Raw genomic sequence first — 25294 nt, 5'->3', positions numbered from 1 at the left:
TGCGGCGAGTGTCGGCGATCAGTGCAGGGCCTCTTCGGCCTTCTGGATCGCGGCGAATTCCTCTTCCGGTGTGCCCGCCACCAGGTGATGGCGGCTGTAGAACGCAAAGTAGGCGATCAATACCGCATAGATCACGGCTGCGCCAATCACCACCCGTGGGTCGACCAGGAAGCCGGCGACCACCGCGATGCAGGCCAGCACCAGGGCTACGCCCGAGGTGAAGATGCCACCTGGGGTGCGATAAGGCCGTTCCATCTTCGGCCGGCGGATACGCAGGGTGATGTGCGCGGCCATCATCAGTACATAGGACAGCGTAGCGCCGAACACCGCCACCAGGATCAGCAGGTCGCCCTGGCCGGTCAGCGACAGGGCGAAACCGATGATGCCGGGGATGACCAGGGCCAGTACCGGGGCCTTGCTCTTGTTGGTTTCGGACAGTTTGCGCGGCAGGTAGCCGGCGCGGGAAAGCGCGAAGATCTGCCGCGAATAGGCATAGATGATCGAGAAGAAACTGGCGATCAGGCCCGCCAGGCCGACCAGGTTGACGAAGCCGCCCATCCAGGTGGAGCCGCCGTAAGCCTTGGCCAGCGCCTCGACCAGCGGGTTGCCGGAGGCCTTGAGCGCTTCGGCGCCGGCACCGCCCGGGCCGACCACCAGGATCAGCAAGGCGAAGGCCAGCAGCACCAGCATCGCGCCGATCAGGCCGCGTGGCAGGTCGCGCTTGGGGTTCTTGGTTTCCTCGGCAGCCAGCGGCACGCCTTCGACAGCCAGGAAGAACCAGATGGCGTAGGGGATTGCCGCCCACACCCCGACATAGCCGAACGGCAGGAAGCTGCTGGCGCCCACCGCGTCGGTCTGGGCGATGTCGAACAGGTTCGCTGCATCAAAATGGGGCACCATGCTCACCAGGAACACCGCCAGGGCGATGGCGGCGATGGCGGTGATGATGAACATCAGCTTGAGCGCTTCACCCACGCCGAAGATGTGGATGCCGATGAACACGACGTAGAACGCCAGGTAGATCATCCAGCCGCCGATGCCGAACAGTGACTGGCAGTAGGCGCCGATGAACACGGCGATGGCGGCCGGGGCGATGGCGTATTCGATCAGGATCGCCGTGCCGGTGAGAAAACCGCCCCACGGGCCGAAGGCGCTGCGCGCAAAACCGTAGCCGCCGCCTGCGGTGGGGATCATCGAGGAAAGTTCGGCCAGCGAGAAGCACATGCACAGGTACATGGTGGCCATCAGCAAGGTGGCCAGGAACATGCCGCCCCAGCCGCCCTGGGCCAGGCCGAAGTTCCAGCCGGCGTAGTCGCCGGAGATCACGTAGGCCACGCCCAGGCCCACCAGCAGGACCCAGCCGGCAGCGCCCTTTTTCAGTTCACGTTGCTGGAAATAGTCGGAGCCGACTTTTTCGAAGTCGACGGAAGCACCTGCCGGCGCACCGGCGGAATGTTCGCTTGGCATAGATTCACCTGTTGTTTTTCTTGGTGGCCGGAAGGGTTCCGGCCGATGGTGATGGGTACTGCAGGAAGTGAGCCAAAGGTTTCTGGGTGGCTGTAGCGGCCCTATCGCCGGCAAGCCGGCTCCCACAGGATCTTGGGGTGCCTGTAGGAGCCGGCCCGGTTTAGAAGAAGCCCAGCGGGTTGATGTCGTAGCTCACCAGCAGGTTCTTGGTCTGCTGGTAGTGGTCGAGCATCATCTTGTGGGTTTCACGCCCCACGCCGGACTTCTTGTAGCCACCGAACGCGGCGTGCGCCGGGTACAGGTGGTAGCAGTTGGTCCACACGCGGCCGGCCTTGATGCCGCGGCCCATGCGGTAGGCGCGGTTGATGTCGCGGGTCCACACCCCGGCGCCGAGGCCGAACTCGGTGTCGTTGGCGATGGCCAGGGCTTCGGCTTCGTCCTTGAAGGTGGTGACGCTGACCACCGGGCCGAAGATTTCTTCCTGGAACACGCGCATCTTGTTGTTGCCCTTGAGCAGCGTCGGCTGGATGTAGTAACCGGTGGCCAGCGAGCCTTCGAGCTTCTCCACCTTGCCGCCGGTGAGCAGCTCGGCGCCTTCGTCCTGGGCGATCTGCAGGTACGAGAGGATCTTCTCGAACTGCTGCTGCGAGGCCTGGGCGCCGACCATGGTGTCGGTGTCCAGCGGGTCGCCGCGCTTGATCTGCAGCACCTTCTTCATCACCACTTCCATGAACTGCGGGTAGATCGACTCCTGCACCAGCGCGCGCGATGGGCAGGTGCACACCTCGCCCTGGTTGAAGAAGGCCAGCACCATGCCTTCGGCGGCCTTGTCGATGAAGCTCGGCTCGGCCTGCATGATGTCTTCGAAGTACACGTTCGGCGACTTGCCGCCCAGCTCGACGGTGGACGGGATGATGTTCTCGGCGGCGCATTTCATGATGTGCGAGCCGACCGGGGTGGAGCCGGTGAAGGCGATCTTGGCGATGCGCTTGCTGGTGGCCAGCGCTTCACCGGCCTCGCGGCCGTAGCCTTGGACCACGTTGAGCACGCCAGCGGGCAGCAGGTCGCCGATCAGCTCGACCAGCACGGTGATGCCCAGCGGGGTCTGCTCGGCGGGCTTGAGCACCACGCAGTTGCCGGCGGCCAGGGCCGGGGCGAGCTTCCAGGCGGCCATCAGGATCGGGAAGTTCCACGGGATGATCTGCCCGACCACGCCCAGCGGTTCGTGGATGTGGTAGGCCACGGTGTTTTCGTTGATTTCGGCGGCACCGCCTTCCTGGGCGCGGATGCAGCCGGCGAAGTAGCGGAAGTGGTCGACGGCCAGCGGGATGTCGGCGTTGAGGGTTTCGCGCACCGGCTTGCCGTTGTCCCAGGTTTCGGTGATGGCCAGCACTTCGAGGTTCTGCTCGATGCGGTCGGCGATCTTGAGCAGCACGTTGGAGCGGTCCTGCACCGAGGTGCGGCCCCAGGCGTCGGCGGCGGCGTGGGCGGCGTCGAGGGCCTTGTCGATGTCTTCGGCGGTGGAGCGGGGGAATTCGGCGATCAGCTTGCCGTTCACCGGGGAGGTGTTCTCGAAGTACTGGCCCTTGACCGGAGCTACGAACTCACCACCGATGTAGTTGCCGTAGCGGCTCTTGAAGGAAACCTTCGCGCCGTCGGTACCGGGATGTGCATAACGCATGGTGTGTCTCCTGGTTAATTGTGTTTGTTGAAGGAGTTGAGAAGCGTAGAGCAAAGGTTGGGCCAGCGTGGCCAGGCCCAGGGGAATCAATGACTTGGGTCAGGGTACGGCACTGGCCGGTCAGCCGCTGTGCCAGCGCTGACACAGTGCGGGGTGACACTTTGTGCCGTTTGCGACACGCCCGGTGATGGTGCATTGCAAAGGCCGGTGGGGTGGAGGATGCTGGAAAGAGTCTCTATCTGCGGAGAACAACAACTAATGCAGAACGATCATTTCAGTCGCCATGCCCAGCAGGTGCATACCGTCGCCCGCGGCGAAGCGGGCAGCGACCCTTCGATTGCCCGTTCCTGGCTGCGCTGCCTGGAGGACTACCACCTCGACCCCTCGGTGATCGAGGCCCCGGTGGTGCTCGAGCACGGTCGCCTGCTGGAGAGCCGCGAGCGCCTGCACCAGGTGCTGACCATCGCCAACGGCGAAATGAACAGCCTGCACCAGCAGCTTTCCGGTTCGGGCCATGCGGTGTTGCTCACCGATGCCCGCGGGGTGATCCTCAATTGCGTCACCGCGCCGGGCGAGCGGCGCATCTTCGAACGTGCCGGGCTGTGGCTGGGCGCCGACTGGAGCGAGGCCCGCGAGGGCACCAATGGCATCGGCACCTGCCTGGTCGAGCGCCAGGCCCTGACCATCCATCAGGAAGAACACTTCCGTGGCCGCCATACCGGGCTGACCTGCTCGGCCAGCCCGGTGTTCGACCCCCATGGCGAGCTGCTGGCGGTGCTCGATGTGTCTTCGGCGCGCCCGGATGTCTCGCGCCAGAGCCAGTTCCACACCATGGCCCTGGTCAACCTCTCGGCGAAGATGATCGAGAGCTGCTATTTCCTGCGCCACTTCGAGCATCAATGGTTGTTGCGTTTCCATCTGCAGGCCGAGTCGGTCGGGCTGTTCAGCGAAGGGTTGCTGGCGTTCGACGGCGACGGCCGCATCTGCGCGGCCAACCAGAGCGCCCTGAACCTGCTGGGCAGCATTCGTGGCGGCGTGCTGGGCAAGCCGCTGGAGCGGTTTTTCGCCGTCGATCATGAGCAGCTGTTCAGCCGTGCTACGCCTGATGGCAGCACGGCCTGGCCGTTGCATACCCGCGACGGCCGCCAGGTGTTCGCCAGCGTGCGCGGTCAGCCACGCACGCCGCTGTGGTCGGTGCCGGCCAGCCTGGCGCAACGGCGCCCGCAGGCCGAGCCGGGCATCTGCCTGCTGGACGCGGCGCTGCAAAACGATTTCCACCGCGCCCTGCGGGTGTTCGAGCGCGATGTGCCGTTGCTGCTGCGCGGGGAGACCGGTTGCGGCAAGGAGGCGTTCGCCCAGGCCGTGCACCAGGCCAGCCAGCGTCGCGGCAAGCCCTTCGTGGCGGTCAACTGCGCGTCGATCCCCGAGAGCCTGATCGAGAGCGAGCTGTTCGGTTATCGCGGCGGCAGCTTCACCGGGGCGCGCAAGGAAGGCATGCGCGGCAAGCTGTTGCAGGCCGATGGTGGCACGCTGCTGCTCGACGAGATCGGCGATATGCCGCTGGCCTTGCAGACCCGCCTGCTGCGTGTGCTGGAAGAGCGCCAGGTAGTGCCGATCGGCGGCGAGGCGCAGGCGGTGGATGTGCGTATCGTCAGTGCCACTCACCGCGACCTGCTGGAACGGGTGGAGCAGGGCAGTTTCCGCGAAGACCTGTATTACCGGCTCAATGGCCTCGAGGTGGCGATGCCGGCGGTGCGCGAGCGCAGCGACAAGGCGCAGTTGCTGGACTTCCTGCTGCGCCAGGAGGCGCAAGGGCAGGCGGTGGAGCTAGAGCCCGAGGCGCGCCAGGCACTGCTGGACTTTGCCTGGCCGGGCAACGTGCGGCAGATGCGCAATGTGCTGCGCACCTTGGTGGCGCTCTGTGATCACGGCCGCATTGGCTTTGATGACCTGCCCGCAATTTTGCGCAACACCGCAGCCCCTGTAGGAGCGGGCTTGCCCCGCGAAGCAGGCAACGCGCTGGATGGCACCGGCTTTGCCGGTGTTCGCGGGGCAAGCCCGCTCCCACAGAGCCTTCGCTGCTCGGGCATGAGCGCTCCGGTTGGCCTTGAGCAAGCCGAATGCGAAGCGCTGCTGGCCGTGCTGGAGGCAAAACACTGGCACCTGACCCGCGTCGCCGAGCACTTGGGCATCAGCCGCAATACCTTGTATCGAAAACTGCGCAAACACGGCATCGCCAGGGGCGCCTGAGCGAAACAGCGGGTGCGATTTCCCTCGCCCTGGGCTACCCTGCCTCGAAGTTTTGCGAGGTCGACCATGCACATTCATATTCTCGGTATTTGCGGCACTTTCATGGGCTCGTTGGCAGTGCTGGCCAAAGAGCTCGGCCACCGCGTCACTGGCTCCGACGCCAACGTCTATCCGCCGATGAGCACTCAGCTCGAAGCCCAGGGCATCGAGCTGACCCAAGGCTATGACCCGGCCCAGCTGGACCCGGCGCCCGACCTGGTGGTGATCGGCAACGCCATGTCGCGGGGCAACCCTGCGGTGGAATACGTGCTGAACAAGGGCCTGCCCTATGTCTCTGGCCCGCAGTGGCTGGCCGACCACGTGCTGCAGGGCCGTTGGGTGCTGGCAGTGGCCGGTACCCACGGCAAGACCACCACCAGCAGCATGCTGGCCTGGGTGCTGGAGCACGCCGGCATGAGCCCGGGCTTCTTGATCGGTGGCGTGCCGCAGAACTTCTCGGTGTCGGCGCGCTTGGGCGGCACGCCGTTCTTCGTGGTCGAGGCCGACGAATACGACAGCGCCTTCTTCGACAAGCGCTCCAAGTTCGTGCATTACCACCCGCGGACCGCGATCCTCAACAACCTCGAGTTCGATCACGCGGATATCTTCCCAGATCTGGCGGCGATCGAGCGGCAGTTCCACCACTTGGTGCGGACCATTCCAAGCGAAGGCCTGGTCATTCACCCGACCACCGAACAGGCGCTGGAGCGCGTGATCGGCATGGGCTGCTGGACCCCGGTGCAGACCACCGGCGAAGGTGGCCAGTGGCAGGCTCGCCTGCTCAGCGCCGACGGCTCGCGTTTCGAGGTGTTGTTCGAAGGCCAGGCGCAGGGCGTGGTCGAGTGGGCCTTGACCGGCCAGCATAACGTCGCCAACGCCTTGGCCACCCTGGCCGCTGCGCGCCATGTGGGCGTGGCTCCGGCGCTGGCCATCGAAGGCCTGAGCGCCTTCAAGAGCGTCAAGCGGCGCATGGAGAAGGTCGCCCACGTGCAGGGCGTGACCATCTATGACGACTTCGCCCACCACCCGACCGCCATCGCCACCACCCTCGACGGCTTGCGCAAGCAGGTAGGCGAAGCGCCGGTGATCGCGATCATCGAGCCGCGTTCCAACTCGATGAAGCTGGGTGCCCACCGCGATGGCCTGCCGGAGAGCGTCAACGATGCCGACCAGGTGATCTGGTACGCGCCCGCCAACCTGGGCTGGGACCTGGCCGCCACTGCCGCGCAGTGCAAGGTGCCGAGCGTGGTGGCCGATAGCCTGGAAGCGATCATCGAGCGGGTCAAAGGCCAGGCGCGCCCGGGCACCCATGTGGTGATCATGAGCAACGGCGGCTTCGGCGGCCTGCACGGCAAGCTGGCCGAGGCCCTGAAGTGAGCGGGCAGGAACGCATTACCCTGGCCATGACCGGCGCCTCCGGGGCGCAGTATGGCCTGCGCCTGCTCGACTGCCTGGTGCGCGAAGACCGCGAGGTGCACTTTCTGATCTCCAAGGCCGCGCAGCTGGTGATGTCCACCGAAACCGACGTGGTGCTGCCGGCCAAGCCTCAGGCGATCCAGGCGTTTCTCACTGAATACACCGGGGCCGCCGATGGGCAGATCCGCGTGTATGGCAAGGAAGACTGGATGTCGCCGGTGGCCTCGGGCTCCGGCGCCCCGGCGGCGATGGTGGTGGTGCCGTGTTCCACCGGTACCCTGTCGGCCATTGCCACCGGTGCCTGCAACAACCTGATCGAGCGTGCGGCGGACGTCACCCTCAAGGAGCGCCGCCAGCTCATCCTGGTGCCGCGCGAGGCGCCGCTGTCGACCATCCACCTGGAAAACATGCTCAAGCTGTCGCAGATGGGGGCGGTGATACTGCCGGCGGCGCCGGGGTTCTATCACCAGCCGCAGACCATCGACGACCTGATCGATTTCGTGGTGGCGCGCATTCTCAACCTGCTGAACATTCCGCAGGACATGCTGCCGCGCTGGGGCGAGCACCACTTCGGGGTGGATGATTGAAGCGTTCGCTGGCCGGGTTGCTGGCTTTTAGCCTGCTGGGTGGTTGTGCCACGGTGCGCACGCTGGATGCGAACAAGCCGGGGGCGCCGGTGGTGTATGCCGGCACGCGGCTGGATTTGTACGCGATGAAGGGGGGCTGCTGCCCGAGGGATCGGTTTGGTGCCGAGGCGCCGGCGTATCCGGGGTTGGATCTGCCGGGCAGTGCGTTGCTTGATACCGTGTTGCTGCCGCTTTCGTTGCTGACGGCGGCTGGCATTGGCTTTCAGGCCACGGGTGGTCTGTAAGGGACAATCGCCGGCAAGCCGGCTCCCACAGGTACTGCAAAATGAAGCGTCTGTGGGAGCCGGCTTGCCGGCGATAGGGCGCTATTTCTTGCCGAGCCTGCGCAGTTCGTCGGACTCGATCACCCGAATCCCATCTTCCTCTTCCAGCGCCAGGCGCCACAACGCCCGCGCCAGGGTGCACGCCTCGATGCCCCGATACTTGCCCGGTATCAACCGCGAAAACGGTGAAGCCAGCCGCTCGCCCAGGCGTGGCTGAATGCGCTCGCCCAACAGCAGCGATGGCCTGACGATGGTCAATTGCGGCCAATCCTGGGCCTTGAGCGCCTCTTCCATCTCGCCTTTGACCCGGTTGTAGAAAATCGACGACTTGGGGTCGGCGCCGATGGCGCTGACCACCAGCAGATGCCGGGCGCCCATTTCCCGCGCACGCTTGCTGAACGCCACCACCATGTCCAGGTCGACAGCGCGGAACGCCTGTTCGGAACCGGCCTGCTTGAGGGTGGTGCCCAGGCAGCAGTAGGCGATATCGACCCGCCCGGCCAACTGCGGGAGAAACACCGCCGGGTCGCCGACCGGGTTCTCCAGGTGCGGGTGCTCGGCCAGCGGCCGACGGGTCGGCGCCAATACGCGGCTGATGGTGGGTTCGTTGAGCAGGCGATCGAGCAGGTGTTCACCGGTAAGGCCTGTGGCTCCGGCAAGCAGGACATGCTGAGGCGTCAAGTACATGATGTCTCTCCTGTGTTACACACAAGCTTAGTGGTTGCCGGAGGTTTTTTCCTGTTCCCCAGACTTGGCTCGTGCGGCATTACGCAAGGCTTCTTCCGCTTGTTGCTGGCGCAGGCGTTGCCAATGTGCCAGTACTGCGGGTGGGGCCCAGAGCTGTGGCTCGGAGGCCTCGAAACCTTCCCTTCCTTCACGTTCGGCAACGCTGCTGCGCGCCAGTTCAAACGCTTGTTTCAGGTCATCGGTCTGGTTCAGCGCCTCGGCGAAGAGGGCATCGCCAAAGTAGGTGAAGTCCGCCTCCTCCGAGCAGCCGAAGGACACCCGGTCGGCGCGTGCGGCGGTCATGATGACCGTGCGCTCGTCTTTGAGCGGTGCGATGTAACCGCCGGAATAGCAGGCGGAGATGACGATTATCTTGTCGCGGTCCTTGAGCGGCGCCAGGGCGCTGGCCAGTTCGTCGGCGCTCAGGTCGGCCAGCTGCAGGCGCGGCTGGTCGAGCACCAGCTGGTGATCCTGGCTGCCGTGGCTGGTCAGGTAGATGAACACCAGGTCTTCCGGGCCGCTGCGCTCGGCCAGGGTGCGGGCGGCGCGGGTCAGGTTCTCGCGGGTGGCCATGGGCCGGGTCGCCATCTGGTCGCGGTGGTTGACCAGGGTGACCTGCCCGCGTGCGCCGAAGCGTACCTTGAGCATGTTGCTGACATAGTCTGCCTCGCGCAGGAACACGCTCTGCTGCCCATCGCCTGCCAGCACCAGGCTGTACAGCTGGATCGGCGGGGCGGAGCGCGGCACGCGGGCCAGGGCTTCTTCCAGCAGGCGGCCCTGGTTGAGCAGGGCCAGGTCCAGCGGGTCGGGCAGCAGCGTGCCGTTCTGGTCACGCACGCGCACACCGTTGGCCCAGTAGCCGCTTTCGACCTTGCCGTTGGCCAGGGTCAGCTTGCCCTTGCCCTGGTAGGCATCGTTGTCGAAGCCGCCGCTGTAGCTGCTGCCATCGGGCAGTTGCAGGTTGCCCTGGCCAGACAGCCGCCAGTCGACGAAATGGCCTTTGTAGTGGCTGCCGTCGCTGCCCAGCATTTCGCCTTCGCCCGCCAGCGAGCCGTCCTTGAATTCACCGATCCACACATCACCGTCGGCGTTCTCGTAGCGGCCGCGGCCTTCCAGGCGGTTGTCCTTGAATTCGCCGATGTATTGTTCGCCATCGACGCTGTCGTAGGTGCCGCTGCCTTGCAGCTGGCCATCGACGAAGCGGCCGCTGAACTGATTGCCGCTGGCATCGCTGCGCACCCCGGCGCCGTTGGGCTTGCCCTTGGCGAACAGGCCCTGGTAACGGCTGCCGTCGGCCATTTCGAGCTGGCCTGCGCCGTCGTACTGGTCGTCCTTGAACTGGCCACGGTAGCTCTGGTCGGCCTGCTTGAGCGTGCCTTCGCCATCGCGTCGGCCATGGCTGAAGGTGCCGGCATAGTGGCTGCCGGGGGTGGTCAAATCGCCCAGGCCCTGGAACAGGCCGGCGGCGAACTGGCCGCGATAGATTTCGCCGTTGCTGCCGTGCCATTCGCCCTGGCCATGCCACTGACCGTCCTTGAAACCGCCGGCATACCAGCTGCCATTGGGGTAGTCGATGCGCCCTTCGCCCTGCAGCAGGCCGTCGACCACCTGGCCACGGTAGCGACCGCCGTCCGGCAGGCGCGCATCCGGTGGCGAAAGCGCTTCGCCATCACCGCAGGCGGCGAGCATCAAGGTCAGGGTGAGGGGCAGCAGAGCACGCATGTCGGAATCCGGGCAATAGGTCTGCCGAGTATGCCGCAGATTGGGTGGGCTGAGGTATGGCTGGCGGGGTGGAAATATCCGCAGGTCATCGCGGGCGAACCCGCGATGAGGCTTGGGTCAGACGAAGCAGAGCGACAGGGGTTCGGCGATGTAGGCAGGTTTCTGCTCGCCTTCGATCTCCAGGGTCACGGTGGCCTTTAGCAGCCACTGGCCTGGCTTCTTCTCGATCACTTCGCCCAGGTCCACTTTCAGCCGCACGTTGCTGTCGACTTTCACCGGCTGGATGAAGCGCACGCTGTCCAGGCCGTAGTTGACCACCATCTTCAGCCCTTCGGGCATCACCAGGATGTCTTCCATCAGCTTGGGGATCAGCGACAGGGTCAGGAAGCCGTGGGCAATGGTGGTGCCGAACGGGGTTTTCGCCGCTTTTTCCGGGTCGACATGAATGAACTGGAAATCGCCGGTGGCCTCGGCGAACAGGTTGATGCGCTGTTGATCGATCTTCAGCCATTGGGAACGTCCGAGTTCCTTTCCTACGTACTGCGACAGCTCGGTAACCGGTACAAAGGGCATCGCGACTCTCCAGGTTGTCATTTGGTACGAATGTGCAAGATCAGCACGGCTAACCGATTCAGTCAAGTTGCCCGCTTTTCGGCGAATATCGGCTTATCGACGGCGCATGCTTATAATGGCCGGCATGCCCGAAGGAGTTGCTTATGCTGTTGCGTGGTTTGACCTGGCTGGTGCTGTTTCAGCTGCTGGGTACGGCAATCAATCATCTGTGCGTGCCGATGCTGCCGGGGCCGATCATCGGCCTGCTGCTGTTGCTGTTCTTCCTCATGGCCCGCGGTGAAGTGGGCAAGCCGCTGAACGAGGCGGCCAGCAGCCTGCTGCGCTACCTGCCGTTGCTGCTGGTGCCGCCGGCGGTGGGGGTGATGGTGTATGCCAAGGACATTGCCGCCGACTTCTGGGCCATCGCCGGGGCGTTGCTGGTTTCCTGCCTGGTTACCCTGGTGTTCGTGGGCGTGCTGATGCAAAGGCTCATGCACCGCCAGGGCAAGCGCGAGGAGCAGCCATGAGCCTCGATTGGCAAGGTGCGCTGGATGCGGTGGTGCACCATCCGCTGTTCGGCATCGGCATTACCCTTGGGGCCTACCAGGTCGTGCTGGCCGCCTATGAGCGCACGCGCTGGATCTTCCTGCAGCCGGTGCTGGTGTCCATGGTGCTGGTGATTGGCGTGCTGCTGCTGTGCGGTATCGACTACGGTGAATACCGCAAGAGCACCGAAATCATGAACATCCTGCTGGGCCCCGCCACCGTGGCGTTGGCCGTGCCGCTGTACCTGAACCTGCGGCGCATCCGCCAGCTGTTCTGGCCGACATTTACTACGCTGGTAATCGGAGGCCTGTTCGCCACGCTGTGCTGCCTGCTGCTGGGCTGGTGGTTCGGCGCCGAGCACATGATCCTGATGACCATGGCGCCCAAGTCGGTAACCTCGCCCATCGCCATGCTGGTGGCCGAGCAGATTGGCGGGGTGGCGGCCCTGGCGGCGGTGTTCGTGCTGATCACCGGGGTGATCGGCGCCATTTTCGGGCCCGCGCTACTGACCCGCTTTGGTGTGCACAGCCCCGAGGCCCGCGGCATGTCGCTGGGCGTGACGGCGCATGCGGTGGGCACCTCGGTGGCCCTGCAGGAAAGTGACGAGTGCGGCGCGTTTGCCGCGTTGGCGATGAGCCTGATGGGGGTGGCCACGGCGGTGTTCCTGCCGTTGGCGGTCAGCCTGGTGGCTTGAGGAGTTGTGATGACGCTACCGCTGTTTCCGCTCGATACCGTGCTGTTTCCTGGCTGTCTGCTGGATTTGCAGATCTTCGAGGCACGCTACCTGGACATGATCGGCCGGTGCATGAAGCAGGGCACCGGCTTTGGTGTGGTGTGCATCCTGGAAGGCGAACAGGTGGGCAAGGCGCCGCCTGAGGTCGCATCGATTGGTTGCGAGGCGCAGATCCGCGACTTCGTTCAGCAGGACAATGGCTTGCTGGGCATTCGCGTGGAAGGGGTGCGCCGCTTCGAACTGAGCCAGACCGAGGTGCAGAAGGACCAGCTGCTGCTCGGCGAGGTGCACTGGCTACCGGAGCAGCCGGACAGCCCGCTGACCGAGCAGGATGATGACCTGCTGGCGCTGCTGGTGGCCCTGGGCGAGCACCCGATGGTCGAGGCCCTGGACATGCCGCGGGAGGTCGACGGGCGCCAGGCGCTGAGCAATCAGCTGGCTTACCTGCTGCCGTTCATGGAGGAGGACAAGCTGGACCTGCTGGCGATCGACTCGCCGGCGCAGCGTTTGGCCGAAATCCAGAAGCTGCTGGAGCGGATTCAGGGCGAGCTGTTTGCCTGAGGGATTTGCAGCGGCCCTATCGCCCTTGTGGGAGCCGGCTTGCCGGCGATAGGGCCGCTACAGGTCAATACTGGTAACGCAACAACGCCTGCGGCAACGCGTGCATGGCAAAGAACGCCAGCAACGCGACGCAGGCCGGCAGCACCAGCCACCACACCCGCTGCGGCAGGGCATTGAGCGGCTGGCGATGCTGCACCAGGGTCAGGCTCACCGCGCACACGCAGCAGGCCAGCAAGGCCCCCGCCATGATGTCGGTCGGCCAATGTACCCCCAGGTACACCCGCGACAAGGCAATCGCCAGCGCCGGGATGCAGCCCAGCATTACCCAGGTCAGGCGCATGCGTGGCGGCTGCCCACGCCCCGCCAACACCGCCAGTACCAAAAAGAACGCAAACGACGCCGAACTGTGCCCGCTGGGCATGCTGTAGCTGGTCAGCGGGTCGCTCAGCACCTCCGGCCGCGCGCGGGCAAACAACCACTTCAAGGTGCCATTGGCGATCGCCGTGCCCATCAGTGCGCCACCGGCGAACACGGCATGGCGCCATTGGCGCGCGAGCAGCAGCAGGCCGGTCAGCAGGCCGCCAAGGAACAACTGGGTGCGGAAGTCGCCCAGGCGAGTCACCAGCACCACGGCGCCGTCCAGAGCCTGGCTGCGGTGTTCCTGGACCAGTGTCATCACGCCCTGATCGAACTCCTTCAGATACGGCCAGCCGAGGAACACGCCAGCCAGCGCCAGGAAGCTCAGGCCGGCGACCAGCCGGGTGCCATGGCGCTGGTCGCGAATGCTGCTGTTCAGGCTCAGGCCGATGACCACCGCCAGGGTGCCGGCGATGATCCCGGCATCCAGCCAGAAGCCTTCTGGCAACGGCAGGCGCATGGCCGCGCCGGTGGCCCAGCCGGGCAGCAGGTAGGCCACCGACCAGCCGGCGCCGGCCACCAGGCTGACCGCGATGAAGCGCGGCAGCGGCATGTCGAACATGCCGGCCACCATCGGCAGCATGGGCCGCAGTGGGCCGATGAAGCGGCCTACCAGCAGGCTGGCGATGCCGTACCGCTGGAAGTAGGTTTCGGCGCTGCCGATCCATTCCGGGTGGTGGCGCAACAGCGGCAAGCGCCGGATGTTCTGGTGGAAGTACTTGCCGATGGCGTAGGACAAGGCATCACCGAGCACGCCGCCCAGAAACCCCAGCAGCAGGGTCTGGCCGAGGGTAAAGGTGCCACTGCCGGCCAGCACCGCGACCGCGAACAGCAGCACGGTACCGGGCACGATGATGCCGGCGATGGCCAGGCACTCGACGCATGCCACCAGGAAAATTGCCAGGCCAAGCCACTGTGGGTTAGCGCTGAGCCAGCCGGTCAGGCTGTCGAGCCATTGGCCCATGTTTCAGCTTCCTTGTTCATGTAAGAAGAAATCTTGCCCTTCGACTTGCCCACGGCGCAGCGGGTTCCGGGTGCAGAAGCGGGCGTATTCGGCATCGACGAAGCGGTACGGCAGGTGTTCGTCGCGGCCATGGGGAATGCCCAGGCGGGCTGCCTGGATCACCTTGGGCACGGCGATGCCGCAGTCCTCGACATAAAGGCGCTCGGGGTCGAAGCGCTGGGCGTCCCATTGCCTCACCTTCAGGCCCATGGCCCGGCACAGCAGCGTCTGCCCGGCGCACAGGCGCTCCGGCGGGCGCAGGTTGCCGCTGGCGTCGGGGTTGTTCAGTTGCATCTGCGCCAGGCTGTTGGCCGTGGAGATGGCGTCGACCCAAGGGTAGGCCGACTTGATCAGCACCGCGTTGCCCGGGCCCTTGGCGCTGAAGTTGAGCGAGTCGCCGCCACGTGCGTAGTACATGTAGATATGGCCGCCATCGAGAAACAGCGCCTTGCGCTTCTCGGTGTAGCCCAGGGACGCGTGGCTGCCTTTGTCGGTCAGGTAGTAGGCCTCGGTCTCGATGATCCGCGCGGCCAGCCACAGGTCGCCGTGGCAGTGGCGGATGACCTTGCCCAGCAGGGCCTTGGCCAGGGTTTGGGCGTCTTGGTCGAAGAAGCTGTCGGGCAGGGCGCGGGCAGGGCAGGGGGCTGTATCTGGCATGCTGGCAGTTCATCAGGGGCAAGGCGCGGATGATAGCAACGAATGGCTTAATGGAGGCTGAACCGGGGCATTTCGATAAGCGCCGTTACAACTTACCCACAGATCGAACCGGCCATTTTCGACCATCCGCCACCCGCCGCTGGGCGTATACCTGCGCGACAGTTATAATCAGCCGATTTCCCCTTCGCCAAGACACCGAACCCATGACTGAGTCCGTTCTTGACTATATGACCCGTTTGGGTCGCGCCGCTCGCCAGGCCTCCCGGGTGATCGCCCGTGCCAGCACCGCGCAGAAGAACCGCGCCCTGCAAGCCGCTGCCGATGCCCTGGACGCCGCGCGTGCCGAGCTCGCCGCAGCCAACGAACTGGACTTGGCCGCCGGCCGCGGCAATGGCCTGGAGCCTGCGCTGCTGGACCGCCTGGCCCTGACCCCGGCGCGCATCGACGGCATGATCACCGGCCTGCGCCAGGTGGCCAGCCTGCCGGACCCGGTCGGTGCCATCCGCGACATGAGCTATCGCCCATCGGGCATCCAGGTCGGCAAGATGCGTGTGCCCCTGGGCGTCATCGGCATCATCTACGAGTCGCGCCCGAACGTGACCATCGATGCCGCCAGCCTGTGCCTGAAGTCGGGCAACGCCACCATCTTGCGTGGCGGCTCCGAGGCCATCCACTCCAACCGCGCCATCGCCACCTGCATCCAGCGTGGCCTGGCCGAGGCCGGCCTGCCGGCGGCGGTGGTGCAAGTGGTCGAGACCACCGACCGGGAAGCGGTCGGCGCGCTGATCAGCATGCCCGAGTTCGTCGATGTCATCGTCCCGCGCGGCGGCCGTGGCCTGATCGAGCGCATCAGCCGTGATGCCCGTGTGCCGGTGATCAAGCACCTGGACGGCATCTGCCACGTCTACGTGGCCGAGCACGCCGACCTGGACAAGGCCTGGCGCGTGGCGTTCAACGCCAAGACCTACCGTTACGGCATCTGCGGCGCCATGGAAACCCTGCTGGTCGACCAGCGCGTTGCCGCAGGCTTCCTGCCGGAAATGGCGCGCCGCTTCCAGGAAAAAGGCGTCGAGCTGCGTGGCTGCGAGCGCACCCGCGCGCTGATCGATGCCAAGCCGGCCACCGAAGACGACTGGCACACCGAATACCTCGACGCGATCCTGTCGGTTCGGGTGGTCGATGGCCTGGACCAGGCGATCGAGCACATCAACCACTATGGCTCGCACCACACCGACTCGATCATCACCGAACACCAGGGCCAGGCTCGCCAGTTCATGGCCGAAGTCGACTCGGCATCGGTGATGCTCAACACCCCGACCTGCTTCGCCGACGGCTTCGAATACGGCCTGGGTGCGGAAATCGGCATTTCCACCGACAAGCTGCATGCCCGCGGCCCGGTCGGCCTCGAAGGCCTGACCTGCGAGAAGTACGTGGTGATCGGCGACGGCCAACTGCGCGGCCAGGAGTCCTGCTGAGTTGAGCAAGGCCCAGGCAGTCCGGCGCATCGGCATTCTTGGCGGTACTTTCGACCCTGTGCACATCGGTCACCTGCGCAGCGCGCTGGAGGTGGCCGAGTTCATGGCGCTCGATGAGCTGCGCCTGCTGCCCAACGCCCGGCCGCCGCACCGCGATACCCCGCAGGTGGCGGCGCAGGATCGCCTGGCGATGGTGCGTGAAGCGGTGCAGGGCGTCGAACGCCTGAGCGTCGATGCCCGGGAGCTGGCGCGCGACAAGCCGTCGTACACCATCGACACCCTGGAATCGATCCGCGCCGAACTGGGCGCCGCTGACCAGCTGTTCCTGGTGCTGGGCTGGGATGCCTTTTGCGGCCTGCCTGCCTGGCACCGCTGGGAAGAATTGCTGCAACACTGTCACATCCTGGTGCTGCAACGCCCGGATGCCGACGTCGAACCCCCTGACGAGCTGCGCAACCTGCTGGCTGCGCGCTCCGAGAGCGATCCCACCGCCATGTCCGGCCCGGCGGGAAATATTTCGTTCGTCTGGCAGACACCGCTCGCGGTGTCGGCTACACAGATCCGACAGCTGCTGGCCAGCGGCAAATCGGTGAGGTTCCTGGTGCCGGACGCCGTACTGGCCTACATCGAGGCACACGAACTGTATCGTGTGCCTAACTGACGGTGCCCTGCGGGCGCCTCATCCAACGAGTTGAACGAGTTTTATATGAGCAAGCAAAAAAACAACGGCATCAGCGGCGAAGCACTGGTCAAGCTGACCATCGGCGCGCTGGAAGACGTCAAGGCCCAGGACATCCAGGTCATCGACGTGCGCGACAAGCACAGCCTCACCGACTACATGATCATTGCCACCGGTACCTCCAACCGCCAGATCAACGCGATGCTGGAAAAGGTCCGTGAAGCGGTCAAGAAAGAAGGCGCACAGCCGCTGGGCGAAGAAGGCAAGGGCGACAGCGACTGGGTACTGCTGGACCTGAACGACGTCATCGTGCACATGATGACCGCCGCTGCCCGCCAGTTCTACGACCTGGAGCGCCTGTGGCTGGGTGCCGAGCAGAGCCGTGCCGCCGACGCCAAGCACCACAGCCCGGAAAACGCCAGCGACTACTTCACCGACAAGCTCAAAGACCGGGAATAAAGCGCTGTGCGTCTGCGCCTGATCGCGGTCGGTTCGCGCATGCCCAAGTGGGTCGAGGAAGGCTGGCATGAATATGCCAAGCGCCTGCCCCAGGAGCTGTCGCTCGAGCTGGTGGAGATACCGCTGAACACCCGTGGCAAGAATGCCGACGTCGCCCGCCTGATCCGTCAGGAGGGCGAAGCCATGCTGAGCAAAGTGCAGCCGGGGGAACGCATCGTCACCCTCGAGGTCCATGGCAAGCCCTGGAGTACCGAGCAGCTGGCCACCGAGCTGGACCGCTGGCGCCTGGACTCGCGTACGGTGAACTTGATGGTGGGCGGCCCGGAAGGGCTGGCGCCGGAGGTCTGCGCACGCGCCGAGCAGCGCTGGTCGCTGTCACCGCTGACCTTGCCGCACCCGTTGGTAAGGATACTGATCGGCGAGCAGATCTACCGCGCCTGGACCGTGCTGTCCGGGCATCCTTACCACAAATGAGCCTGTAAGCAGTCCGATGTCGCAGCCGATCCGTCTCAAGGACCACGAGAAAGACGCCCGCCTGGTGCGCAACCGCGTCGTGTTCGGCGCGATCGCGATCATGCTGCTGATCTGTGTGCTGATTGCCCGCCTGTATTACCTGCAGATCATCCAGTACGACTATCACTCCACGCTGTCGGAGAACAACCGGGTGCACGTGCAGCCGATTCCGCCGACACGCGGGCTGATCTTCGACCGCAACGGGGTAATCATCGCCGATAACCGGCCAAGCTTCAGCCTGTCGATGACCCGCGAACGCGCGGGGGACTGGCAGCAAGTGCTGGACAACATCGTCGAAGTGCTGGAACTCACCCCAGATGACCGGACGCTGTTCGAGAAACGCATGAAGCAGGGGCGCCGGCCGTTCGAGCCGGTGCCGATCCTGTTCGAGCTCAACGAGGAGCAGATCGCCCGGGTGGCGGTGAACCAGTTCCGCCTGCCAGGCGTGGAGGTGGTGGCCCAGTTGGTGCGGCATTACCCGCAGGGTGCGCATTTTGCCCACTCGGTCGGCTATGTCGGGCGGATCAACGAGAAAGAGCTCAAGACCCTCGACCCGGTCAACTACAGCGGCACCCACCATATCGGCAAGACCGGCATCGAGCGCTTCTACGAAGACGACCTGCATGGCCAGGTCGGCTACGAGGAAGTCGAGACCAACGCCCGTGGCCGGGTGCTGCGCGTGCTCAAGCGCACCGACCCCAAGCCCGGCAAGGACATCGTGCTGAGCCTGGACATCAAGCTGCAGGAAGCCGCCGAGGCCGCCCTGGGCGGGCGCCGTGGCGCGATCGTTGCGCTTGACCCGCGCACCGGCGAGGTGCTGGCGATGGTCAGCCAGCCGAGCTTCGACCCCAACCTGTTCGTCACCGGCATCAGCTTCAAGGCCTATGCCGAACTGCGCGACTCGATCGACCGGCCGCTGTTCAACCGGGTATTGCGCGGCCTCTATCCGCCCGGCTCGACGATCAAGCCGGCCGTGGCCATCGCCGGCCTCGACAGTGGTGTGGTCAACGCCGGCAGCCGGGTGTTCGACCCTGGCTACTACCAGTTGCCCAACTACGACCACAAATACCGTAACTGGAACCGCACCGGTGATGGCTGGGTCGATCTCGACACCGCGATCATGCGTTCCAACGACACCTACTTCTATGACCTTGCCCACAAGATGGGCATCGATCGGCTGTCCACCTACATGAACAAGTTCGGCATCGGCCAGAAGGTCGCCCTGGACATGTTCGAGGAATCGCCCGGGCTGATGCCGTCGCGCGAATGGAAACGCGCCACCCGGCGCCAGGCCTGGTTCCCGGGTGAAACCCTGATTCTCGGCATCGGCCAGGGCTACATGCAGGCCACCCCGCTGCAGCTGGCCCAGGCCACCGCGCTGATCGCCAACAAGGGTGTGTGGAACCGCCCGCACCTGGCCAAGACCATCGAAGGCCAGCTGCCGGTGGACCCCAACCCGATGGAAGACATCGTGCTGCGTGACAAGTCCGACTGGGCCAAGGTCACCCACGGCATGGAGCAGGTGATGCACAACGCCCGGGGTACCGCGCGCAAGGCCGCGGCCGGCGCCCAGTACCGCATTGCCGGCAAGAGCGGTACCGCCCAGGTGGTGGCGATCAAGCAAGGCGAGAAGTACGACCGCAACAAACTTCAGGAGCGCCACCGCGACCACGCCCTGTTCGTCGCCTTCGCCCCCGCCGACGATCCGAAGATCGTGGTGTCGGTGATGGTCGAGAACGGCGAATCCGGGTCCGGCGTCGCTGCCCCCGTGGTGCGACAGATCATGGACGCCTGGCTGCTCGATGAGCACGGCCGGCTCAAGCCAGAATTCGCGCCTGCCACCGTCGCCCAGGAAACGGCCCCGTGAAGAACAATTTCGATCGCATGCTCTCCAGCGAGGACGTGATGCGTCGGCGCGCGAGCTTTCTGCAGCGCATCCACATCGACGGCCCGTTGCTGGTCATTCTGCTGACCCTCGCGGCCGGCAGCCTGTTCGTGCTGTATTCGGCCAGTGGCAAGAACTGGGACCTGCTGCTCAAGCAGGCCACCTCGTTCGGCATCGGCCTGGTGTCGATGTTCGTCATCGCCCAGCTCGAGCCGCGCTTCATGGCCCGCTGGGTGCCGTTGGCCTACCTGGCCGGGGTGTTCCTGCTGATCGTGGTGGACGTCATGGGCCACAACGCCATGGGCGCCACGCGCTGGATCAACATCCCCGGGGTGATCCGCTTCCAGCCCTCCGAGTTCATGAAGATCATCATGCCGGCGACGATCGCCTGGTACCTGTCCAAGCGCACCTTGCCGCCACAGCTCAAGCACGTGGCCATCAGCCTGGTGCTGATCGGCATGCCGTTCATCCTCATCGTCCGCCAGCCCGACCTGGGTACCGCGTTGCTGATTCTCGCCTCCGGGGCCTTCGTGCTGTTCATGGGCGGCCTGCGCTGGCGCTGGATCATCAGCGTGCTGGCGGCGGCGGTGCCGGTGGCGGTGGCCATGTGGTTCTTCGTGATGCACGACTACCAGAAGCAGCGCGTACTGACCTTCCTCGACCCGGAAAGCGACCCGCTGGGCACTGGCTGGAACATCATCCAGTCCAAGGCGGCGATCGGCTCCGGCGGGGTGTTCGGCAAGGGCTGGCTGCTGGGCACCCAGTCGCACCTGGACTTTTTGCCGGAAAGCCACACCGACTTCATCATCGCCGTGCTGGGCGAGGAGTTCGGCCTGGTCGGCATCTGCCTGCTGCTGATCGTCTACCTGCTGCTGATCGGCCGCGGGCTGATGATCACAGCCCAGGCCCAGACTCTCTACGGCAAGCTGCTGGCGGGCAGCTTGACCATGACCTTCTTTGTGTACGTGTTCGTCAATATCGGTATGGTCAGCGGCCTTCTGCCCGTGGTGGGCGTGCCGCTGCCCTTCATCAGCTATGGCGGAACTTCGTTGGTGACGCTGCTGTCAGCGTTTGGCGTTCTGATGTCGATCCATACGCACCGCAAATGGATCGCACAGGTTTGAATAAGGTGAAGAATTTCATGCAAGCAGTGCGTAACTGGGCTGCCCGTTGTGCGCCGTGGATCGGCGCGGTGGGCCTGTTCAGCGCTGTCCAGCAGGCCCATGCCGGCGACTACGACAACTCGCCCCAGGTGGCCGAGTTCGTCAGCGAAATGGCTCGCGACTACGGTTTTGCCAGCGAACAATTGACCGGCGTGTTCCGCGAGGTGCATCGCAAGCAGTCGATCCTCGACGCCATTTCGCGCCCCGCCGAGCGGGTCAAGCCGTGGAAGGACTACCGGCCGATGTTCATCACCGACGCGCGCATCGCCCGCGGGGTGGACTTCTGGCGCCAGCACGAGGCGGTGCTGGCGCGTGCCGAGCAGGAATACGGCGTGCCGGCGCAGTACATCGTCTCGATCATCGGCGTGGAGACCTTCTTCGGCCGCAATACCGGCAACTACCGGGTCATCGATGCCCTGTCGACCCTGGGCTTCGACTACCCGCCGCGCGCCGACTTCTTCCGCAAGGAGCTGCGCGAGTACCTGCTGCTGGCGCGCGACGAGCAACTCGACCCGCTCACGCTCAAGGGCTCCTATGCCGGTGCCATGGGCCTGCCGCAGTTCATGCCGAGCAGTTTTCGCAACTACGCCGTGGATTTCGACGGCGACGGCCATATCAACATCTGGAACAACCCCGACGATGCCATCGGCAGCGTCGCCAACTACTTCAAGCGCCACGGCTGGCTGGCCGGCCAGCCGGTGGTCAGCCGCGCCGATGTCAGCGGCGCACGGGCCGACGAGGGCCTGACCACCGGTATCGAGCCGACCCGCACGGCCGGGGAGTTGCGGGCGCTGGGCTGGTCGAGTCATGATGCGTTGCGCGATGATCTGCCGGTTACCGCCTTCCGCCTGGAGGGCGACAACGGCCCCGAGTACTGGATGGGCCTGAAGAACTTCTACGCGATCACGCGCTACAACCGCAGCGTGATGTATGCCATGGCGGTGCATCAGCTCGCTGAACAGCTGGTCCAAGCACGGGGCGTCAAGTAATGCGCGCAATCTTCTCTGCCAACACCTTCAAGCTGCTGACCTGCATGGCCGTCGGCATGCTGCTGGTCAGCTGTTCGTCCAGCCGCCCGACCACCAAGGCCAGCGGCAATGCCGTGCGCTCGCAGCCGGGCCTGGACATCAACCGCGCCCACAAGGACGGTGCGCCGTGGTGGGACGTGGACGTCAACAAGATCCCCGATGCCACCCCGACCGTGCACAACGGTGCCTACAAGGCCAACCCGTACACGGTGCTGGGCAAGACCTACTACCCGATGCAGGACTCGCGCAGCTACCGCGCCGAGGGCACGGCCTCGTGGTACGGCACCAAGTTCCATGGCCAGAACACCGCCAACGGCGAGCTGTATGACCTGTACGGCATGAGCGCGGCGCACAAGACCCTGCCGCTGCCGGCCTACGTGCGGGTGACCAACCTGGCCAACGGGCGCAGCGTGATCCTGCGGGTCAACGACCGTGGCCCGTTCTACTCCGACCGCATCATCGATCTCTCCTATGCCGCCGCCAAGAAGCTCGGCTACGCCGAGATCGGCACCGCCCACGTGCGCGTCGAAGGCATCGACCCGCAGCAATGGTGGGCCCAGCGCGGCCAGCAGCCGCCGCTGGTGCTGAAGGAGCCTCAGGTGGCGCAGACCCAGGCGATTCCGGCCACCACCGGGCGCGTCGAGCAATGGACGCCGCCGCCACAGCAGCATGCGGCGCCGGTGGTGCCGGTGCAGGTGGGCGGCGGCAATGTGCCGGGCGCCAACGGCGGCAGCTTCCTCCAGGTGGGCGCCTTCGCCAACCCGGACGCCGCCGAACTGCTGCGCTCCAAGCTCAGCACCATGGTCAGTGCGCCGGTATTCATCAGCTCCATCGTGCGTAACCAGCAGACCCTGCACCGGGTGCGCCTGGGGCCGATCAACAGCCAGGGCGAGATCCAGCAGGCGCAAGACAGCATCCGCCTGGCGAACCTTGGGCAGGCCAAGCTGGTCACAGCTGACTGACAATGGCGCTGCTGTGTCATGTAGGAGCGGCCTTGCGTCGCGAAAGGGCCGCAAAGCGGCCCCGATTTATGCCTTATCGCGCAGAGTACCGGGGCTGCTGTGCAGCCCTTTCGCGACGCAAGGCCGCTCCTACAGGTTTTGTCATGAATTGCCGGGCCCGGCCATGTACAATGCCAGCTTTTGCGCGTTGCGCCGGGCTGCATTGCAGCCACCAAAACTAGACTGACTGGCGCTGGGCACACGATGTGGCCCAGGGAACATCTCAGACCATTAGCGATTTTCGAGAGACGGATGAACATCACCAACCTTGCCAAACGACTTTGCCTGCCTGTACTGCTGATGATCACGCCCGCCGCCTTCGCGGCCGAGCAAATGATGCCGGCACCACCGCAACTGGCAGCCAAGTCCTACGTACTCATGGACGCGTCCAGCGGCAACGTGCTGGTCGAGAACAACGGTGACGAGCGCCTGCCGCCGGCCAGCCTGACCAAGCTGATGACCGCCTACATCGCCACCCTGGACATCCGTCGTGGCCAGATCGGCGAGAACGACCCGGTCACCGTCAGCGAAAACGCCTGGCGCACCGGTGGTTCGCGCATGTTCATCAAGGTGGGCAGCCAGGTCACCGTCAGCGACCTGCTGCACGGCATCATCATCCAGTCGGGCAACGACGCATCGGTGGCCCTGTCCGAGCACATCGCCGGCAGCGAAGACGCCTTCGCCGACATGATGAACAAGACGGCCGCCGACCTTGGCATGTCCAACAGCCACTTCATGAACCCGACCGGCCTGCCGAACCCGGATCACTACTCGTCGGCCCACGACATGGCGCTGCTGGCCCGTGCCATCATCGACGTCGACCCGGCGCACTATGCGATCTACTCGCAGAAAGAGTTCTTCTGGAACAACATCAAGCAGCCGAACCGCAACCTGCTGCTGTGGCGTGACAAGACCGTCGATGGCCTGAAGACCGGCCACACCGACGAAGCCGGCTACTGCATGGTGGCTTCGGCGGTACGCGACGGCCAGCGCCTGATCGCCGTGGTGTTCGGCACCAACAGCGAGCAGTCCCGTGCTGCCGAGACCCAGAAGCTGCTGACCTATGGCTTCCGCTTCTTCGAAACCCAGACCTTCTACCAGAAGGGCACCGAGCTGACCCAGGCGCCGGTCTGGAAGGGCGCGACCAGCATCGTCAAGGCGGGCCTGGCCAACGACCTGACCATGACTATGCCTAAAGGCCAATTGAAGCGCCTGCAGGCTTCGATGACCATGAACCCGCAGCTCACCGCTCCGATCGCCAAAGGTGACGTGATCGGCAAGGTGGAAGTCAAACTGGACGAGAACGTGGTTCACAGCGCCGACCTGATCGCCCTTGATGGTGTCGAGGAAGGTGGTTTCATCCGTCGTATGTGGGATAGCATCCGTCTATTCTTCTACGGGTTGTTCAACTGATACGTGACCTGCCACGCCCCCGCTGATCTTGCGGGGGCGTTGTTGTTGCCACGGCTTACGAGGCCGTTTCCGCCATGAGCGAACCTGACGTCAAGTCGCACAAAATCGAATTCCCCTGCGCCGATTACCCGATCAAGGTCATCGGTGACACCGTGGTGGGCTTCAAGGACATGGTGATCGAAGTCCTGAGCAAGCACGCCAAGGTCGACCTTTCCACCCTGGCCGAGCGCCAGAGCAAGGAAGGCAAGTACACCACCGTGCAATTGCACATCGTTGCCGAAAGCGAGAACCAGCTGCACGATATCAACAGCGCCCTGCGCGCGACCGGCATCGTGAAAATGGTGCTCTGATGTCCCTTTGCCTCGGTATTCGCGAACTTGGCCTGCAGCCCTATGAACCGGTGCTGGAGGCCATGCGTCGCTTCACCGAGCAGCGTAGCCCGGACAGCCAGGACGAAATCTGGCTGGTCGAGCACCCCGCGGTCTTCACCCAGGGCCAGGCCGGCAAGGCCGAGCACCTGCTGGTGCCGGGCGATATCCCGGTGGTGCAGACCGACCGCGGCGGCCAGGTGACCTACCATGGCCCCGGCCAGCTGGTTGCCTACCTGTTGCTGGACGTGCGCCGCCTGGGCTTTGGCGTGCGCGAACTGGTCAGCCGTATCGAGCAGACCCTGATCGACCTGCTGGCCAGCTACGGCGTCCACGCGGCGGCCAAGCCCGATGCGCCGGGTGTCTACGTCGATGGAGCGAAGATCGCCTCCCTTGGCCTGCGAATCCGCAATGGCCGTTCTTTCCACGGCCTTGCTCTGAACGTGGACATGGACCTTGCGCCATTCCGCCGAATCAACCCCTGCGGGTATGCGGGGCTGGCCATGACCCAGCTGCGTGACCTGGCAGGCCCGATCGAACTCGACGAGGTCAGGACAAGGCTGCGCGGACAGCTGGTCAAGCACCTCGACTACGCTGAGCAGACGACCCTCACGGGCGGAATCGACTGAA

The 25294-nt window shown here is 65.0% G+C and carries 25 protein-coding genes; 18 read left to right on the top strand and 7 right to left on the bottom strand.

From position 1 onward, the window contains the following. Positions 1-18: 18 nt before the first annotated feature. Complete coding sequence (gene eat, locus L6D75_RS16600) at positions 19-1467, bottom strand: ethanolamine permease (RefSeq protein ID WP_176517347.1); 1449 nt, start codon at positions 1465-1467, stop codon at positions 19-21. A gap of 160 nt (positions 1468-1627) precedes the next feature. Beyond that, complete coding sequence (exaC, locus tag L6D75_RS16595) at positions 1628-3148, bottom strand: acetaldehyde dehydrogenase ExaC (protein WP_236193700.1); 1521 nt, start codon at positions 3146-3148, stop codon at positions 1628-1630. 258 nt (positions 3149-3406) lie between these two features. Between exaC and L6D75_RS16590 the strand changes: the two genes are divergently transcribed. The 4 genes from L6D75_RS16590 (at position 3407) to L6D75_RS16575 (ending at position 7724) form a co-directional block, all read left to right on the top strand. Beyond that, positions 3407-5398: a sigma-54-dependent Fis family transcriptional regulator gene (locus L6D75_RS16590; protein WP_176513708.1), complete on the top strand. Its 1992-nt coding sequence runs from the start codon at positions 3407-3409 to the stop codon at positions 5396-5398. Positions 5399-5464: 66 nt separating this feature from the next. Continuing rightward, on the top strand, positions 5465-6814 hold the full coding sequence (gene mpl / locus L6D75_RS16585; RefSeq protein ID WP_176513711.1) for a UDP-N-acetylmuramate:L-alanyl-gamma-D-glutamyl-meso-diaminopimelate ligase: 1350 nt from the start codon (positions 5465-5467) through the stop codon (positions 6812-6814). Then, complete coding sequence (gene ubiX / locus L6D75_RS16580; RefSeq protein WP_176513713.1) at positions 6811-7440, top strand: flavin prenyltransferase UbiX; 630 nt, start codon at positions 6811-6813, stop codon at positions 7438-7440. Before mpl ends, ubiX begins: the two co-directional genes overlap by 4 nt. Further along, positions 7437-7724 carry a YceK/YidQ family lipoprotein gene (locus L6D75_RS16575; RefSeq protein WP_176513715.1) on the top strand — a complete coding sequence of 96 codons (288 nt, stop codon included), beginning with the start codon at positions 7437-7439 and terminating at the stop codon, positions 7722-7724. Before ubiX ends, L6D75_RS16575 begins: the two co-directional genes overlap by 4 nt. Positions 7725-7805: 81 nt before the next feature. On the opposite strand, the gene L6D75_RS16570 is transcribed toward L6D75_RS16575, so the two are convergent. The 3 genes from L6D75_RS16570 to L6D75_RS16560 form a co-directional block, all read right to left on the bottom strand. Further along, entirely contained in the window at positions 7806-8450 is a 645-nt protein-coding gene (locus L6D75_RS16570; RefSeq protein ID WP_176513716.1) for an oxidoreductase, read from the bottom strand. A 27-nt stretch (positions 8451-8477) separates the two neighbouring features. Then, the gene (locus L6D75_RS16565) at positions 8478-10211 is read right to left on the bottom strand and encodes a C13 family peptidase (RefSeq protein ID WP_176513718.1); all 1734 of its coding nucleotides are present in this window, start codon (positions 10209-10211) and stop codon (positions 8478-8480) included. Positions 10212-10328: 117 nt separating this feature from the next. Further along, entirely contained in the window at positions 10329-10784 is a 456-nt protein-coding gene (locus L6D75_RS16560) for a MaoC family dehydratase (RefSeq protein WP_176513720.1), read from the bottom strand. 143 nt (positions 10785-10927) lie between these two features. Between L6D75_RS16560 and L6D75_RS16555 the strand changes: the two genes are divergently transcribed. Genes L6D75_RS16555 through L6D75_RS16545 form a run of 3 tightly spaced genes read left to right on the top strand, consistent with a single transcriptional unit; the run spans position 10928 to position 12603 of the window. Continuing rightward, entirely contained in the window at positions 10928-11290 is a 363-nt protein-coding gene (locus tag L6D75_RS16555; protein ID WP_176513721.1) for a CidA/LrgA family protein, read from the top strand. After that, positions 11287-12003, top strand: a complete 717-nt coding sequence (locus L6D75_RS16550) for an LrgB family protein (protein ID WP_176513723.1) — start codon at positions 11287-11289, stop codon at positions 12001-12003. The genes L6D75_RS16555 and L6D75_RS16550 overlap by 4 nt, the downstream gene beginning before the upstream one ends. 9 nt (positions 12004-12012) lie before the next feature. After that, on the top strand, positions 12013-12603 hold the full coding sequence (locus L6D75_RS16545; RefSeq protein ID WP_176513726.1) for an LON peptidase substrate-binding domain-containing protein: 591 nt from the start codon (positions 12013-12015) through the stop codon (positions 12601-12603). A 64-nt stretch (positions 12604-12667) separates the two neighbouring features. On the opposite strand, the gene L6D75_RS16540 is transcribed toward L6D75_RS16545, so the two are convergent. Next, positions 12668-13984 carry a bifunctional DedA family/phosphatase PAP2 family protein gene (locus L6D75_RS16540; protein ID WP_176513728.1) on the bottom strand — a complete coding sequence of 439 codons (1317 nt, stop codon included), beginning with the start codon at positions 13982-13984 and terminating at the stop codon, positions 12668-12670. Between the two features lie 3 nt (positions 13985-13987). Beyond that, on the bottom strand, positions 13988-14680 hold the full coding sequence (locus L6D75_RS16535) for a DNA-3-methyladenine glycosylase (RefSeq protein WP_176513729.1): 693 nt from the start codon (positions 14678-14680) through the stop codon (positions 13988-13990). 203 nt (positions 14681-14883) lie between these two features. Here L6D75_RS16535 and L6D75_RS16530 point away from each other — a divergent pair, with 203 nt between their 5' ends. The 11 genes from L6D75_RS16530 (at position 14884) to lipB (ending at position 25293) form a co-directional block, all read left to right on the top strand. Then, positions 14884-16155, top strand: coding sequence for a glutamate-5-semialdehyde dehydrogenase (locus tag L6D75_RS16530; RefSeq protein WP_176513732.1), 1272 nt, complete (start codon positions 14884-14886; stop codon positions 16153-16155). Between the two features lies 1 nt (position 16156). Continuing rightward, complete coding sequence (gene nadD, locus L6D75_RS16525) at positions 16157-16816, top strand: nicotinate-nucleotide adenylyltransferase (RefSeq protein WP_176513735.1); 660 nt, start codon at positions 16157-16159, stop codon at positions 16814-16816. Between the two features lie 45 nt (positions 16817-16861). Next, positions 16862-17293: a ribosome silencing factor gene (rsfS, locus tag L6D75_RS16520; RefSeq protein WP_176513738.1), complete on the top strand. Its 432-nt coding sequence runs from the start codon at positions 16862-16864 to the stop codon at positions 17291-17293. Positions 17294-17299: 6 nt separating this feature from the next. Next, positions 17300-17767, top strand: coding sequence for a 23S rRNA (pseudouridine(1915)-N(3))-methyltransferase RlmH (rlmH, locus tag L6D75_RS16515; protein WP_008090421.1), 468 nt, complete (start codon positions 17300-17302; stop codon positions 17765-17767). Positions 17768-17783: 16 nt separating this feature from the next. Next, positions 17784-19673 (top strand): penicillin-binding protein 2, encoded by a 1890-nt coding sequence (gene mrdA, locus L6D75_RS16510; RefSeq protein ID WP_176513741.1) that lies wholly within the window; start codon positions 17784-17786, stop codon positions 19671-19673. 38 nt (positions 19674-19711) lie between these two features. Then, positions 19712-20815, top strand: coding sequence for a rod shape-determining protein RodA (gene rodA, locus L6D75_RS16505; RefSeq protein ID WP_176513755.1), 1104 nt, complete (start codon positions 19712-19714; stop codon positions 20813-20815). A 17-nt stretch (positions 20816-20832) separates the two neighbouring features. After that, positions 20833-21843, top strand: a complete 1011-nt coding sequence (gene mltB, locus L6D75_RS16500) for a lytic murein transglycosylase B (protein ID WP_176513744.1) — start codon at positions 20833-20835, stop codon at positions 21841-21843. After that, positions 21843-22844: a septal ring lytic transglycosylase RlpA family protein gene (locus L6D75_RS16495; protein WP_176513747.1), complete on the top strand. Its 1002-nt coding sequence runs from the start codon at positions 21843-21845 to the stop codon at positions 22842-22844. Before mltB ends, L6D75_RS16495 begins: the two co-directional genes overlap by 1 nt. Before the next feature lie 291 nt (positions 22845-23135). Further along, positions 23136-24296, top strand: coding sequence for a D-alanyl-D-alanine carboxypeptidase family protein (locus L6D75_RS16490; RefSeq protein ID WP_016393472.1), 1161 nt, complete (start codon positions 23136-23138; stop codon positions 24294-24296). Between the two features lie 74 nt (positions 24297-24370). Then, positions 24371-24646 carry a DUF493 domain-containing protein gene (locus L6D75_RS16485; protein WP_008100495.1) on the top strand — a complete coding sequence of 92 codons (276 nt, stop codon included), beginning with the start codon at positions 24371-24373 and terminating at the stop codon, positions 24644-24646. After that, a complete protein-coding gene (gene lipB, locus L6D75_RS16480) occupies positions 24646-25293 on the top strand; it encodes a lipoyl(octanoyl) transferase LipB (RefSeq protein ID WP_176513750.1) in 648 nt (215 codons plus the stop codon). Before L6D75_RS16485 ends, lipB begins: the two co-directional genes overlap by 1 nt. The last annotated feature ends 1 nt before the right edge of the window (position 25294 follow it).

This window comes from Pseudomonas faucium (assembly GCF_021602585.1).
GTDB classification, from domain to species: domain Bacteria; phylum Pseudomonadota; class Gammaproteobacteria; order Pseudomonadales; family Pseudomonadaceae; genus Aquipseudomonas; species Aquipseudomonas faucium.
This window is presented reverse-complemented; position numbering and strand designations above follow the sequence as displayed.

Coding starts and splice junctions, on each gene's coding strand:
- eat (WP_176517347.1), bottom strand. CDS start 1,467: ATGCCAAGCGAACATTCCGCCGGTGCGCCGGCAGGTGCTTCCGTCGAC.
- exaC (WP_236193700.1), bottom strand. CDS start 3,148: ATGCGTTATGCACATCCCGGTACCGACGGCGCGAAGGTTTCCTTCAAG.
- L6D75_RS16590 (WP_176513708.1), top strand. CDS start 3,407: ATGCAGAACGATCATTTCAGTCGCCATGCCCAGCAGGTGCATACCGTC.
- mpl (WP_176513711.1), top strand. CDS start 5,465: ATGCACATTCATATTCTCGGTATTTGCGGCACTTTCATGGGCTCGTTG.
- L6D75_RS16570 (WP_176513716.1), bottom strand. CDS start 8,450: ATGTACTTGACGCCTCAGCATGTCCTGCTTGCCGGAGCCACAGGCCTT.
- L6D75_RS16565 (WP_176513718.1), bottom strand. CDS start 10,211: ATGCGTGCTCTGCTGCCCCTCACCCTGACCTTGATGCTCGCCGCCTGC.
- L6D75_RS16560 (WP_176513720.1), bottom strand. CDS start 10,784: ATGCCCTTTGTACCGGTTACCGAGCTGTCGCAGTACGTAGGAAAGGAA.
- L6D75_RS16555 (WP_176513721.1), top strand. CDS start 10,928: ATGCTGTTGCGTGGTTTGACCTGGCTGGTGCTGTTTCAGCTGCTGGGT.
- L6D75_RS16550 (WP_176513723.1), top strand. CDS start 11,287: ATGAGCCTCGATTGGCAAGGTGCGCTGGATGCGGTGGTGCACCATCCG.
- L6D75_RS16545 (WP_176513726.1), top strand. CDS start 12,013: ATGACGCTACCGCTGTTTCCGCTCGATACCGTGCTGTTTCCTGGCTGT.
- L6D75_RS16540 (WP_176513728.1), bottom strand. CDS start 13,984: ATGGGCCAATGGCTCGACAGCCTGACCGGCTGGCTCAGCGCTAACCCA.
- L6D75_RS16535 (WP_176513729.1), bottom strand. CDS start 14,680: ATGCCAGATACAGCCCCCTGCCCTGCCCGCGCCCTGCCCGACAGCTTC.
- L6D75_RS16530 (WP_176513732.1), top strand. CDS start 14,884: ATGACTGAGTCCGTTCTTGACTATATGACCCGTTTGGGTCGCGCCGCT.
- rsfS (WP_176513738.1), top strand. CDS start 16,862: ATGAGCAAGCAAAAAAACAACGGCATCAGCGGCGAAGCACTGGTCAAG.
- mrdA (WP_176513741.1), top strand. CDS start 17,784: ATGTCGCAGCCGATCCGTCTCAAGGACCACGAGAAAGACGCCCGCCTG.
- rodA (WP_176513755.1), top strand. CDS start 19,712: ATGCGTCGGCGCGCGAGCTTTCTGCAGCGCATCCACATCGACGGCCCG.
- mltB (WP_176513744.1), top strand. CDS start 20,833: ATGCAAGCAGTGCGTAACTGGGCTGCCCGTTGTGCGCCGTGGATCGGC.
- L6D75_RS16495 (WP_176513747.1), top strand. CDS start 21,843: ATGCGCGCAATCTTCTCTGCCAACACCTTCAAGCTGCTGACCTGCATG.
- L6D75_RS16490 (WP_016393472.1), top strand. CDS start 23,136: ATGAACATCACCAACCTTGCCAAACGACTTTGCCTGCCTGTACTGCTG.
- L6D75_RS16485 (WP_008100495.1), top strand. CDS start 24,371: ATGAGCGAACCTGACGTCAAGTCGCACAAAATCGAATTCCCCTGCGCC.
- lipB (WP_176513750.1), top strand. CDS start 24,646: ATGTCCCTTTGCCTCGGTATTCGCGAACTTGGCCTGCAGCCCTATGAA.